This window comes from Aeromonas sp. s4, assembly GCF_040907855.1.
Classification (GTDB): domain Bacteria; phylum Pseudomonadota; class Gammaproteobacteria; order Enterobacterales; family Aeromonadaceae; genus Aeromonas; species Aeromonas caviae.
This window is the reverse complement of record NZ_JBFOCP010000047.1, coordinates 14867-28555: the sequence shown is the minus strand read 5'-3', so window position 1 is coordinate 28555 and position 13689 is coordinate 14867. Positions and strand designations below refer to the sequence as shown.

The window sequence follows — 13689 nt, the reverse complement described above, 5'->3', positions numbered from 1 at the left end:
AAGGTGCTGAAGAGAAAGACACTTATGCGCCTGCAACCCGCAATTACTACTTCCGTTATGGCGCCTGATATCGCCTGTCCGGAAGTTGAAATTAGCAACGTAATAAAACTACAAAACAACTCAGCAATCCACACAACAGCCACCCCCATCGGGGCGCTGTCCTGCCCGGGCCAGAATTTCCACGGCCAAACCTGAACTCCAACCATGAAGATGGGGCCTGCAGGCCCCATTTTTTTATTCCGTTTCCGCCTCTATTGCGCCTCCTCGGTGCCACCTTGCAGCGATGCCGGTCGCGACGCGGCGGGCGCCGGCATCATATCGCCTTTCCCAACGGGACCGCCTCCTGCACGGGCAAGGGGAAATGGCAGGCCACCTGATGCCCCTGCCCGCCACACGCCTCAAGGGCAGGCGAGCGGGTGCGGCACAGATCCGTTGCATGGGGGCAGCGCTGGTGAAAGTGGCAGCCACTCGGCGGCGAGATGGGGGACGGCACATCCCCCGTCAGCAGGATGCGCTGGCTGCGCCGCCGCGGATCCGGCACAGGAATGGCGGAGATGAGGGCCTGGGTATAGGGATGGCGCGGTGCCAGGTAGAGAGCCTGGGCCTCGGCCAGCTCGACGATCCGGCCCAGATACATCACCGCAATCCTGTCCGAGATGTGCTTGACCACCGACAGGTCATGGGCGATGAAGATGATGGCGAGGTTCATCTCCCGCTGCAGATTGAGCAGCAGGTTCACGATCTGGGACTGCACCGACACGTCGAGCGCCGACACCGCCTCGTCACACACCAGCAGCTTGGGCTTGAGGGCGATGGCGCGGGCGATGCCGATGCGCTGGCGCTGGCCGCCAGAGAACTCATGGGGATAGCGATCCACCACGCTGCCAGGCAAGCCGACTTTCTCCAGCAGCTCCTGCACCCATGTCCGGCGCTGTTCGGCGTTGCCCTTGCCGTGGATGATGAAGGGCTCCTCCAGGATCTGCCCCACCGTGTGGCGGCTGTTGAGGGATTCTGCGGGATCCTGGAACACGATCTGCATCTCCTGACGCAGGGATCGCATCTCCTTGGGCGAGAGGTGGGTGATGTCACGCCCCTCGAAGGTGATGGAGCCGGCGCTCGGCTCGAACAGCTTGAGCAACGAACGCCCCAAGGTGGATTTGCCGCATCCCGACTCTCCCACCAGGCCAAGGGTCTCCCCCTGCCTGAGATCAAAGCTGATGCCATCCACCGCGTAGACGGTGTATTGCTTGCGCAAGAAACCGCCACCCATCTTGAAATGCTGCTTTAAATTGCTTACCGACAACAAGCTGGTCATGACTTCCATCCCCGACGATTCATGGCAGCAGACGACCTGGTCGCCTTCCCGCCGCCAGGCTGCCCTACGACACCCCGTAACACCAGACCGTTCATAGGCTCACCTCCTTCCAGTGGTGGCAGGCCACCCCGTGGCGTTCGCTCAACTGCTCGGTCACCGGTATCGTCTCCACGCAAAGGGGCGTGGCATGGGGGCAGCGGTTGGAGAAACGGCACCCCGCCGGCATCTCGTGCAGGGCGGGCACCTGACCCTTGATGGTCTTGAGCAGGCTCTTTGGCACATCTTCCAGACGCGGGATCGAGGCCATCAGACCATGAGTATAGGGATGGCGCGGGTGGTCAAACAGTTCATAGATATCGGCCCGCTCCACCGCACGCCCGGCATACATCACCACCACCTCGTCGCACAGCTCCGCCACCACCCCGAGATCGTGGGTGATGAAGATGATGGCCATGCCGGTCTGGGCTTGCAGCTCCTTCATCAGATCCAGGATCTGGGCCTGGATGGTCACATCGAGCGCCGTGGTCGGCTCGTCGCAGATGAGCAGGGCCGGTTCGCAGGCCAGCGCCATGGCGATCATCACCCGCTGGCGCATGCCGCCGGAAAGATTGTGGGGATAAGCCGCGAAACGCTGGGCAGGCTCGGGGATCCCCACCTTCTTCAACATGGCAATGGCGGCGTCACGGCGCTGGGCCTTGCTGTAATCGGGGCGGTGGAGGCGAAACACCTCCATCAGCTGATCGCCGACCGTCTGCACCGGGTTGAGGGCCGTCATGGGCTCCTGAAAGATCATGGAGATACGGTTGCCGCGCACCTTGTACATCTGCTCCGGCGGCAGATTGAGCAGCTCCTCCCCCTGAAAGCGGATGGAGCCCCCTACCACCTGACCGTGAGGCCTTGGCAGCAACCCCATGATGGCCAGCGAGGTGACGCTCTTGCCGCAGCCGGACTCGCCGACTATCCCCAGGGTCTTGCCCGGGGCGACCTGGAAGCTGACCCCGTCGAGCACCTTGATCTTGCCGTCGTCGACGGCGAACTCCACCTCGAGATCCCGCACCTCGAGGATGGGGGACAGAGGCTGCCCCTCATGATCTCTGGTGCCGGGGGCGGTGGCCTGTGTGTTGGGCATGACTGCTGCTCCCTTCTGGGCCACATCAATGATGTGCATAGGTCTTGTCGATCAGGGTGATGGGGGCCAGCGCCTTGCCGTCAGACTTGGCCTTCTGGGTCTCCTCCTTCACCTTGGGATCGATCCAGAGCAGGCCGCCACTGCTGTGGGGGTAGCCATCCATGGGCCAGTAGAGCAGATCCGGCGTGTTCTTGGTGGCGGGCACCTCCGGCAGCATCACATAGCGCCAGCTGCTGGCTCGCACGTAGTTGAGCTGCACCCCGGGCACGAAGATGGCGAGATCATAGATGCGCTGCTGGATCTGGTGGGAAAGCGCGGCCCGCTTGTCCATGTCGAACTCGACGTTGTAGGCGTCGATCAGGCTGTCGAGCTCTTTGTCAGCCACGTTGAACAGGTTGTTGGTCTGGGGCTTGTTGGCGTTGTCGGAGTGGAAGGACTCCCAGTATTGCGGATAGAGACCGCCGCCCCCCCAGCCAAGCCAGGCCGCCTCGTGTTTCTTCTCCAGCATCACCTTGAAGCCGGTGGCGCCATCCACCAGATTGAGCTCCAGATCCAGGCCCGCCTTCTTGGCCTCTTCCTTGAGCACGGTCAGCCGCTTGGAGTGCTCCTGGCTGGTGTAGGTGAGGGCCAGGGTGAGCCGCTCTCCCTTGTCGTTTTGCAGGATGCCGTCCGGTCCCTGCTTGCCGTAACCGCCCTTGGCGAAGTAGTCGCGCGCCTTGGCGATGTCGTAGGCCCGCTCAGGGAGCGCGATGTCGGTGAAGGCCCCGAAGCCAGAGCCGAAGGTGGTAGCGCGGTCATAGTCGCCGTGCAGCACCGTCTCTATCATCTTGTCGATGTTGAAGGCGTGCTGGATGCCGAGCCGCACGTTGAGATCCGCCAGCTTGGGATTGGCCACGTTGAGGTGAACCCCCTGCCCCCCCTGCTTGGTGTCGGTCATGGCCATCACCTTCTGCACGTATCCCTGCTTGTACTCCGGGGTGACCGCCTTCTCATGCCACCAGTTGGGCAGGATCATCTCGAAGGTGTCCAGCTCCCCCTTGAGGAAGTGGCGGAACGCAATGTTGTGGTCGCGGATCACCTGCACCTTGATGGTGTCGAGGTTGAACCTGTGCTGGTTGTAGCGATCGTCTTTTGCCCACCACTCCTTCTGCTTGCTGAAGGTGACGGACTTGCCCTTTTTTACGTCGCTCATCACGTAGGGGCCCGTGGTGGGTACCACGGCCCAGTTGTACTGCTTCACCCAGTTCGGGCCCATCTTGTAGTAGTGCTTGGGCTGGGGCCACAGTTCGGTGGTGTTGAGGAGATCGAGCTTGGCCTTGCGGCTGCCCGCTTTGACCAGGATGGTGTGGTCGTCAATCTTCTCCACCGCCACCACCTCGGTGGTGTAGTAGTTGTTGAACCAGGGGCCCTTGATGTCCTTGGAGCGCATCATCTCGTAGCCGAAGGTGTAGTCATCGGCGGTGACCGGCTTGCCGTCGGACCACTTGGCGCGCGGGTCGAGCCTGAAATAGACGGTCTGGCTGTCCGGCGCGATGGCCCAGGCATTCGCCAGGGCCGGAATGGGGTTGCCCGTGTTGGGATGGAAGCTGATGAGCCTCATCTGGTTGTCGAGGATGAAGGAGCGGAACGAGCCGTTGGAATCCGGCCCCACGGTGCGAAACGTCAGCGGGAAGCTGTCGACGAAGAGATTGAGGTTGCCGCCGGGCAGCGCCTTGGGAGAGGCGAACACAGGGTCGGTGTCGTTGGTCTCCCACGTCAGATCCGCGGGCAGGCTGGCCGCCCACACCCAGGATCCGTTCAATAGCAGAAAGAGAGCACCTGTCCATTTGATTTTATTGTTCATGTTTGACTTCCTGGTCATGCCCCTGCACTGGGGGCGTCTTCATTAAGGGTCCTATCGATGTGCCCTGGCAAGGCGCCACCGCTCACTGATAACGGGTAAATTTGCGCGGATCGAACGCCTCCCGGATGGCCTCCCCGATGAAGGAGACCATGATGAGCACCAGGCTCACCGCCGCCACCACCGAACTCACGATCCAGATGGCGTCGAGGTTGTTGATCCCCTGGGAGAGCAACTCCCCCCAGCTCGGGGTCGGCGGCGCCAGGCCAAAACCCAGGTAGTCCAGCGCCGTCAGGGTGGAGATGTTGCCCACCACGGCAAACGGGGCCAGGGTGACGATCATCATCAGGGTATTGGGCAGAATGTGGTTGAAGATGATGCGCCTGGTGCTCGCCCCCTGGGCCCGCGCCGCCATCACGTAGTCCCGCGCCCGCTCCTTGTAGGTGAGGGTGCGCATGTACCAGGTGATCCCCATCCAGCCGAACAGCACGTTGATGCCGACGAACAGGCCGAAGTTCGGCTTGGCCAGGGAGACCAGGATCATGATGACGTAGAGGAAGGGCACCTGGGACCAGATCTCGATGAAACGCTGCATCAGGAGATCGAACCGACCGCCGAGGAACCCCATCATGCAGCCGATGCTGACCCCGATGACATAGCTCGCCACCAGCGCGATGAAAGCAAAGCCGATGGCGATGCGAAAGCCGTAGACCAGCCGTGCCAATACATCGCGACCGCTGGTGTCGGTGCCGAGGAAGTGGCGCTCCGCCAGGCTCGGGGCATAGGGCGGATAGGCTTCCTCCTTGAAGTCCTGCTCATAGGGGTTCCAGGGGACCAGGGGCAGCAACACCCAATCCCCCTTATCTTCCTTCGCAAATTGGCTCTTGAGCTGGCGGTAGTTGGTCTCGTACTCGTAGTCGAGCCCGAAGTGCTGGCCCGGGATCACGTCCCCATAGGTGGGGAAATAGAGCTCCCCCTGATAACTCACCGCCAGGGCCCGGCTGTTGACCAGCAGTTCCGCCAGCAGAGAGATGACCACCAGGACCGAAAAGATGACAAAGGAGTAGTAGCCGCGCTTTATCGACTTGAAGCGCTTGAGTTTTTTCAGCGTTACCGGATTCAGGTTCATGCTCACTCTCCAAACCGCACGCGGGGATCGACCAGGGCAACGCAGATGTCGGAGACAATGTTGCCCACCAGCATCAGCATGGAGGTGATGGCCAGAATGCCCATGACGGTGGGGTAATCCCGCTCGACAATGGCCTCATAACCGAGCAGGCCGATGCCGTCGATGTTGAAGATGGTCTCGATGAGGAAGGAGCCCCCGAAGAAGACGGTGAGCACCGACCCTAAGTGACTCGCGATGGGGATCAGGCTGTTGCGCATGGCGTGATCGGTCACCGCCTTGCGAAACGGCAGCCCCTTGGCCACGGCGGTGCGCACATAATCCGCCGACAGGTTTTCCATCAGGCTGTTCTTCATGGTCATGGTGAGGATGGCGAAATCCCCGATGGCGTAGGCGATGAGCGGCAGCAGGGCGTGGGCGAAGACGGTGCGGATCTGATCCCAGCTGCTCTCCATCCCGTCAAACTCGTCCCCCGGGAAGCCCCCCATGGGCAGCCACTCCAGATGGAACGCAAAGACGGTGATGAGGAAGATCCCCACCACGTAGGCGGGCAGCGCATAGGCCATGTAGATGAGCATGGAGCTCAGGGAATCGAAGCGGCTGTTGTGCCTGAGCGCCTTGGCCACTCCGAGCGGGATGGAGACGGCATAACTCAGCAGAAAGGTGGCGAGCCCGAAGAAGGCGGTTACCGGCAACCTCTCCTTGATGAGATCCCACACCGGCTCGTAATAACGGGTCGACTCCCCGAGATCCAACACCGCCAGCTTCTGCAACCAGTCCCAGTAGGCGACCAGCATGGGCTTGTCGAGGCCGTAGAACGCCTTGAGCTCTTCAATCTGTTCGTCGGAGAGTGCCTGCGCCCCCTTGCTGCCACTGGAGCGGCCGGACTCGTTTTGCGAGACCTGCGCCTGCAGCAGCATGCGCTCAACCGGGCCGCCCGGCACGAAGCGGGTGATGGTGAAGACGAGCAGGGTGATACCGAGAAACGTCGGGATGATCAAAAGCATCCGACGTAGGAAATACGACAGCATGGTGGAACCTCGTCCTTGTTGTTCTTTTATGGCCAGTCACATCCGGTGACGGGCCTATCCTTACCTGGCATTACTCACTGAATTGACTGGCATTGACAGACAATCCGGCTCGGTCACTGTAAAAGCTCTGCAACAAAAATCAAGTAGAACCCGGTCTGCGACCGGGAATGTCCCCCCGCAGCATATCCCGCGGATGATTTTTTCCAAAAAACCCAACTTCAATATAAAAAACTGCTACGCCGACCCGTCAAACTCGATTTTAATTATTAAAAAATTAATTACACAGGTGTTTTAATCCATACCAAGCAGAACAAAATCAACAAGTTAAGAACAAGTCGGGTTATTTTCTCATTTACCTATAAAAGAAGAGGGATAGCCGCCCCCACCCTCCGTTCCCCGGAAAACGCTCTCGCCACAAAAGCAGATGAAAATACTGCAAAAAACCGTTTTCTCGATATCGACACTGGAGTGACAAGCGACTTATCGATAAGTTCAAAAATAATCAATAAAATTGTAAAAATCGAACTTAACAACATCTTTACATAAGTTGACGCGACATTTACGGAATAAAACGCCAAAAATATTCCATCAAGTGCATATTCCCATCTAATTCCCTCTACTGCCCCCATCCCCGCCGCTCCATTTGACGTCCATCACCAAACCTTGATAAGCCTTACGCACCGCTCCAACGAGGGCGGTAATGGAAGCAAACAATAAACAATCAGGAAGGATACTAGCGATGCTTAGGAAAAGCAGACTCTCTGCTGCCGTAGCGTTTGCCTTGGCGAGCGCGGCAGTTGTGGCCACCCCTGTCCTGGCCGAAGAGGGCCAGAACGTAGAAAAACTGCAAAAAATCAAGGTCACCGGCTCGCGGATCTCCCGGGTCGATGTGGAAGGCGCCACCCCGGTCGTCTCCGTGACCAAGGCGAAAATCGAGCAATCCGGTCAGCAGACCGTCGCCGATTACCTCAAGCAAGCCTCCTACAACTCCTTTGGCGGCGTCTCCCCTGCCTCCGGCAGCTCCTTCCAGTCCCAATCCACCGTCGGCCTGCGCGGCCTGGGTTCCGAGCGTACCCTGGTTCTGCTGAACGGCAAGCGGGTAGCGGGTTCCCCCACCATGGGCGGCACCTCCATCAACCTCAACACCATCCCCATGGCCGCCGTTGAGCGGGTCGAGGTCAACCTGGACGGCGGCTCCGCCATCTATGGTTCCGACGCCATCGGTGGCGTGATCAACGTGGTGCTCAAAGAGGGCTACGAAGGGCTGGACTTCCAGGGCCGCATCGGCTCCCCGAGCGAAGAGGGCGGCGACGAGAAGAGCGGCTCCATCGTGGCAGGGGTGGCCGGCGAGAAGGGCTCCCTGATGGCGGTCTACGAGCACGACAAGAAGGACGTCATCTACGCCCGGGATCGTGACTATCTCTCCAAACAGGGCAACGACTCCCCCAGCCCCTACGGCCGCAACGTGGAAGGGATCACGGGTCTTGACGCCAACGGCGACCCCATCTGGAAATACGGCCCCCTGGCCGGCGCCACCAATGCCGACGGCTCATGCAAGGAGCCCTTCGTCGGGTTCGAGGGCGGCTGTAACTTCAACTACGGCCAGGTCGCGGCCACCACGGCCTCCCGCAGCCGTGACACCCTGTACGTGAACGGTCGCTACCACATCAACGACAACGTGGACTTCGTGCCGCAGATCATCGGCTCCCGGGTCGAGAGTTTCGGCCGCTTCGCCCCGGCCGCCGGTGCCTTCACCATTGACCCGGCCAACCCGAAGAACGCCCAGTTCTTCGCCGACAACGGCCTGGATGCCGCCGCCACCCAGGGTCTGGGTGAGGCTGCCTACGCCTACTACCGCTTCAGCAACGTCGGCCCCCGTGACAACTATGTCACCGACACCACCGGCAGCATGAACCTCGGCTTCGAAGGCACCATCGCCACCGAAAGCGTCGGCGACATGCAGTGGAACGCCGGCTACATGTACTCCAAGACCGACAACAAGGAGAACGGCACCGGTTACGTGCTGAAGTCCGCCGCCCAGCAGGCGGTCGCCGACGGCAAGTTCGTCGGTGGCGAGTTCGACGCCTCCACCACGGCCTCCATGGCCGCCGACACCAGCCGCCGCTCCACCATGGACTTCTACCAGTGGTACGCCGGTGTCCAGTGGGACATGGGTGAACTGCCGGCCGGTCCGGTCAGCTGGTACGCCGGTGCCGAGTACAACGACTGGGTCTATGCCGACAAATACGACGCCCAGTCCGAAGCCGGCAACATCATCGGCTCCTCCGGCAACTCCTCCGGTGGCGTGCGTGACGTGACTGCCGCCTACATCGAGTCCCTGGTGCCCATCACCGAGCAGATCGAGCTGAACGTGGCCGGTCGCTTCGACAAGTACAGCGACTTCGGCAGCGCCTTCTCCCCCAAGGCGAGCCTGCGTTACCAGCCGCTGGACAACCTGATGCTGCGCACCTCCTGGTCCCGTTCGTTCCGCGCCCCCAGCCTGAGCGATCTCTACTCGGCTGACTCCTTCTCTGCCGACTGGGCGAAGGATTACGTCTACTGCGAGGCCAACGGCATCTCCGCGGCTGACTGCCCGAACCGCCAGTACGACACCACCCGTACCTCCAACGAGGATCTGAAGGAAGAGACCGCGGACACCTGGAACTTCGGGGTGGCCTACAGCCCGGTGGATGACCTGAACCTCTCCCTGGACTACTACACCATCAAGATCGAGGACGTGATCCAGCTGAACTCCCTGCAGTCTCTCATCTATGACGAACTGAACAGCGGCAGCTCCAGCAGCATCACCCGCAACAGCCAGGGCAAGATCAGCAACGCCATCGCACCCATGGTCAACCTGGGGACCCTCGAGACCTCCGGCCTCGACCTGAAGGTGGATTACACCTACGACCTGAACTACGCCACCGTGCGTTATGACCTGGGCGGTACCTACATCCTGAAATACAAGGAAGGTCTGTACGCCGGTGGTCCCATCATCGACAAGATCGGCCAGAACGGTCTGCCCCAGATGCGCTTCAGCTCCGGTGTGGGTGTCAACGTTCCCCAATGGTGGAACATGGATACCTACCTGAGTGCGAACTACATCGACTCCCAGAGCCAGGACTACATCGCCGATACCGGTGAGGAAGTGGGCCACATCGCGTCCCAGACCACCTGGAACCTGAACGTCGGCGTGGAAGCGCCCTGGAACGGCAAGATCCAGGTCGGCGTGAAGAACATGTTCAACGTGGGCCCGTCCCTCGAGAGCGATGGCTTCACCTATGACGACGAGCTCTACAGCATCGACGGTCGCATCTACTACCTCGACTACAGCCAGAAGTTCTAATCCACCAGCAAACCACAAGCCGGCCCGTTCGGGCCGGCTTTGCCCAAGGTCCCAAGGAAGTTACGGAGATAGGGTAATCCTATGAAGACAAGGACAATTACAATGAAGAAAGCGCTCCTCGGCAGCCTGATTTCGGCTGCCTTGCTGACCAGCTTCAATCTGAGTGCCGCCTCTGCCAGCCAGGCCGTGGACGCTCAAGCCGCCACCGACAATGCATCCAAAGTTTCCCAGCAGAAGATCGACAGCTACGCCGAGTCTGCCGAGTCTGCCCTGGCCCAGTACAAGGCCGCCCTGCGCCAGGTGGACAGCCTGCGCGCCTACAACGAGCAAGTGGGCAAGATGGTCGACTCCCAGAGCGCCGAACTCGCCTCCATGCAAAAGCAGATCGCCCAGATCGACCAGACCAGCACCGAAGTGGTGCCCCTGATGCTCAAGATGATCGACTCCCTCGAGCAGTTCGTCTCCCTGGACCTGCCGTTCCAGAAGGTGGAGCGTGAGGACCGCGTGGCGGCCCTGACCGATCTCATGAACCGGGCCGACGTCACCATCTCCGAGAAGTACCGCAAGATCCTCGAGGCCTACCAGATCGAGGAGGGCTTCAGCCGCACCATCGAAGCCTACAAGGCGAGCCTGGACAAGGATGGGGACGAGAAGACCTACGAGTTCCTGCGCGTCGGCCGCATCGCCCTGCTCTACCAGTCCCCGGATGGCAACGAGACCGGCATGTGGAACAAGAAGACCCGCCAGTGGGAAGTACTGCCCCAGGAGTATCGCAGTGCGGTTGAACAAGGCCTTCGCATCGCGAAGAAGCAGGCGCCCCCCGCCCTCATCAAGCTGCCGGTTCAAACTGCGGAGAAAGCATCATGAAAGGAATCAAACTTGCCATCGCCTCGCTGATCGCGGGCGCTACCCTGGTCACCCTGCCGGTGACCGCCGCCGAGAAGCCGGTGGATCTCAACGCCCTGCTCAATCAGGTCAAGGCCGCCAGCACCAGCGAATCCCAGCTCAACAAGGAGCGGGAAGCCCGCTTCCTGGCTGACAAGAACGAACAAGGGGCCCTGCTCGCCAAGGCCAAGGCGGATCTCGCCGCCGAAGTCGCCAGGGGCGAAAAGCTCAAGGCCACCTTCGATGCCAACGACAAGCAGCTCACCGAGCTGACCGAAACCCTGCGCCAGCGCTCCGGCAACATGGGCGAGATGTTTGGCGTGCTGCGCCAGTTCGCCGGTGAATTCAAGGGGATCTTCAATGCCTCCGCCCGCCGGGTCGAACATCCCGAGCAGACCGCCCTGCTGACTCGCCTGGCCGAGAGCAAGGAGCTGCCCTCCAGCGATGACCTGACCGCCTTCTGGACCACCACCCTCAGCCGCATGGTCGACGGTGGCAAGGTAAGCCAGATCCCGGCCACCGTGGTCTACGGCGAGGGCAACCAGGCCCAGAAGACCGTGACCCAGATAGGCGAGTTCAACACCGTCTCCGAAGGCAAGTACCTCACCTTCGTGCCGGAGACCGGCAAGTTCGAGCAACTCTCCCGCCAGCCCGAGAACGCGGTGCTGGAACCGGTCGCCAAGTTTGAACAGGGTGGCGGCAGCGTCGAACCCATCTTCATCGACCCGTCCCGCGGCGTGATCCTCTCCCTGCTGGTGCAGTCGCCGACCCTCAAGGAGCGCATCGATCAGGGTGGCTCCGTGGGCTACGTGATCCTGGCGCTGGGTGTCATCGGTACCCTGCTGGCCCTGTTCTGCGGTGCCCGTCTCTCCCTCATCGGCGGTGCCATGCGCAAGCAACTGAAATCCGAGCAGATCATCAAGGGCAACCCCATCGGCGAGATGCTGGGAGCCTACCAGGATCACCGGGGTGACAACATCGAGGATCTGGAATCCAAGCTCGACGAGATCATCCTGCGCAACGTGCCCAAGCTGGAGAAGGGCATCAGCCTCATCAAGCTGATCGCCTCCGTCGCCCCGCTGCTGGGCCTGCTGGGTACCGTGGTCGGGATGATTGCCACCTTCCAGGCCATCACCCTGTTCGGTACCGGCGATCCCAAGCTGATGGCGGGGGGTATCTCCGAGGCCCTGGTGACCACCATGCAGGGTCTGGTCGTGGCCGTGCCCATGCTGTTCCTCTACACCATCGTGCAGACCCAGAGCCGCCGTCTGATCCAGGTACTGGAAGAGCAGAGCGCCGGTTTCGTTGCCCGTTATCAGGAACGTCTGCACGCCGCCAAAGCCGCAGCCTAAGGAGTCACCCATGTGGTTCTGGTTGATTGAAGAAGTCGAGTCGGTCCGCCGGTTTCTGGGATTGGGGGGCGACGTGCTGGTCGCCCTGTTCTTCCTGACCCTGATGATGTGGGCCCTACTGCTGGAGCGCTGGTTCTACTTCATGGCGGTCTATCCCCAGCAGGTGAAACAGACCAAGACGGCCTGGCTGGCCCGCACCGATCACCTCTCCTGGTCCGCCAGGCAGATCCGCCGCGAGCTGGTCTCCCGGGTCGCCATGGCGGTGGACAAGGGGATGCCGGTCATCAAGGTGCTGATCGCCCTCTGCCCGCTGATGGGGCTGCTCGGGACCGTGGTAGGCATGGTGCAGGTGTTCGACACCCTGGCCATCACCGGCACCGGCTCCCCCAGGGCGATGGCCTCGGGGATCTCCAAGGCGACGGTTCCGACCATGGCGGGCATGATTGCCGCCCTTTCCGGCCTGTTTTTTGTCAGCCGGCTCGATCACAAGGCCAAGCTGGCCGTGCAGAAGCTGGAAGACAACCTGAAACACGGCTGATGCAGGATGCACATCCCCGGCCGGGCCATGCCCGCCGGGGCACAGAACAAGCAAGGAGTTTTTGCCATGAGAAAACGTCACAGCGACAGCGGTGCTGACGAGGCGGCCATCGATTTGACACCCATGCTGGACATCGTGTTCATCATGCTGATCTTCTTCATCGTCACCACCTCGTTCGTCAAGGAGTCCGGCGTGGAGATCAACCGCCCGAGCGCCAGCACGGCCGAGACGGTGAAGAAGGGGAACATCATGGTCGCGGTCCGCGAGAACGGCCAGGTCTGGGTCGACAAGCGCATCGTCGAAGTGGGTGCCGTGCGTGCCAACATCGAGCGGCTGCGGGCGGAGAACCCGGAAAGCGCCGTGGTGATCCAGGCCGACAGCGAATCCCGTTCCGGTCTGGTGGTGCAGGTCATGGACCAGATCCGCATGGCCGGTGTCCAGAACATCTCCATCGCCGCCGACAAGAGCAGCTGATGCCGGAGCGAATGCCATGAGATACCTGATATCGTTAGCGGTCTCCTGCGTGGTGGTGTTCTTCCTGTTTCTGGGAATGAACAAGCTCATCACGCCGGATCACCGGGAGCTGACGGAGCGGGAGGACGTCACCATGACCGACTTCATCCGCCTCAAGCCTCAGGAGACCTTGCAAGAGAAACAACGGGAACTGCCCAAACCGCCGCCCCCGAAACGCCCGCCGCCCCCGCCCGAGATGGAGGTGGCGAGCACGGACAGGCCGAAGATGGAGAGCTCCCCCATGGACATGCCCAAACTCGACATCCCGGTCAACATCGGTGGCGGCAACGCCCTGGGTGCCTACAGCACCGGCGGCGGTGGCGGCGGCATGGGCGGCAACAACGGCGCCATCCCGATGGCGACCTTCGAGCCCATGATGCCCCGCAAGGCGGCCCTGGCCGGTCTTGCGTCCGGCAAGGTGCTGGTGGAGTTCACCGTCACCGAGCGCGGTACCGTGAGCAACATCCGCATCGTCAAGGAAGAGCCCCGCAGCTATGACCTCGGCAAGGCGGCGCGCCAGACCATCGCCAAGTGGACCTTCAAGCCGGCCATGGTGGACGGCAAGCCGCAGGCCAGTCGCATGCAGCAAGAGATCGAGTTTGCGACCAACTAAG

At 61.3% G+C, this 13689-nt stretch carries 11 protein-coding genes; 6 read left to right on the top strand and 5 right to left on the bottom strand.

Going from position 1 to position 13689, the window contains the following annotated elements; translation table 11 throughout:
* Positions 1-313: 313 nt before the first annotated feature.
* The 5 genes from AB5Y89_RS15675 to AB5Y89_RS15655 all read right to left on the bottom strand — a co-directional run bounded on the left by AB5Y89_RS15675 (position 314) and on the right by AB5Y89_RS15655 (position 6441).
* Positions 314-1315, bottom strand: a complete 1002-nt coding sequence (locus tag AB5Y89_RS15675) for an ABC transporter ATP-binding protein (protein WP_368224116.1) — start codon at positions 1313-1315, stop codon at positions 314-316.
* A 91-nt stretch (positions 1316-1406) separates the two neighbouring features.
* Positions 1407-2444: an ABC transporter ATP-binding protein gene (locus AB5Y89_RS15670; protein WP_069652066.1), complete on the bottom strand. Its 1038-nt coding sequence runs from the start codon at positions 2442-2444 to the stop codon at positions 1407-1409.
* Between the two features lie 25 nt (positions 2445-2469).
* On the bottom strand, positions 2470-4287 hold the full coding sequence (locus AB5Y89_RS15665; protein WP_368224114.1) for an extracellular solute-binding protein: 1818 nt from the start codon (positions 4285-4287) through the stop codon (positions 2470-2472).
* A gap of 82 nt (positions 4288-4369) precedes the next feature.
* The gene (locus AB5Y89_RS15660) at positions 4370-5413 is read right to left on the bottom strand and encodes an ABC transporter permease (protein ID WP_041212459.1); all 1044 of its coding nucleotides are present in this window, start codon (positions 5411-5413) and stop codon (positions 4370-4372) included.
* Between the two features lie 2 nt (positions 5414-5415).
* The gene (locus AB5Y89_RS15655; RefSeq protein ID WP_010675471.1) at positions 5416-6441 is read right to left on the bottom strand and encodes an ABC transporter permease subunit; all 1026 of its coding nucleotides are present in this window, start codon (positions 6439-6441) and stop codon (positions 5416-5418) included.
* 739 nt (positions 6442-7180) lie between these two features.
* Between AB5Y89_RS15655 and AB5Y89_RS15650 the strand changes: the two genes are divergently transcribed.
* The 6 genes from AB5Y89_RS15650 (at position 7181) to AB5Y89_RS15625 (ending at position 13688) form a co-directional block, all read left to right on the top strand.
* A complete protein-coding gene (locus AB5Y89_RS15650) occupies positions 7181-9787 on the top strand; it encodes a TonB-dependent siderophore receptor (RefSeq protein WP_039040352.1) in 2607 nt (868 codons plus the stop codon).
* A 102-nt stretch (positions 9788-9889) separates the two neighbouring features.
* Positions 9890-10654 (top strand): DUF3450 domain-containing protein, encoded by a 765-nt coding sequence (locus tag AB5Y89_RS15645; RefSeq protein ID WP_041215710.1) that lies wholly within the window; start codon positions 9890-9892, stop codon positions 10652-10654.
* Positions 10651-12024, top strand: a complete 1374-nt coding sequence (locus tag AB5Y89_RS15640; protein WP_010675474.1) for a MotA/TolQ/ExbB proton channel family protein — start codon at positions 10651-10653, stop codon at positions 12022-12024. The genes AB5Y89_RS15645 and AB5Y89_RS15640 overlap by 4 nt, the downstream gene beginning before the upstream one ends.
* Before the next feature lie 10 nt (positions 12025-12034).
* Positions 12035-12562 (top strand): MotA/TolQ/ExbB proton channel family protein, encoded by a 528-nt coding sequence (locus AB5Y89_RS15635; RefSeq protein WP_010675475.1) that lies wholly within the window; start codon positions 12035-12037, stop codon positions 12560-12562.
* A 66-nt stretch (positions 12563-12628) separates the two neighbouring features.
* Entirely contained in the window at positions 12629-13036 is a 408-nt protein-coding gene (locus AB5Y89_RS15630) for a biopolymer transporter ExbD (RefSeq protein ID WP_010675476.1), read from the top strand.
* A 16-nt stretch (positions 13037-13052) separates the two neighbouring features.
* Positions 13053-13688, top strand: coding sequence for an energy transducer TonB (locus AB5Y89_RS15625; RefSeq protein WP_180911405.1), 636 nt, complete (start codon positions 13053-13055; stop codon positions 13686-13688).
* Position 13689: the final 1 nt, after the last annotated feature.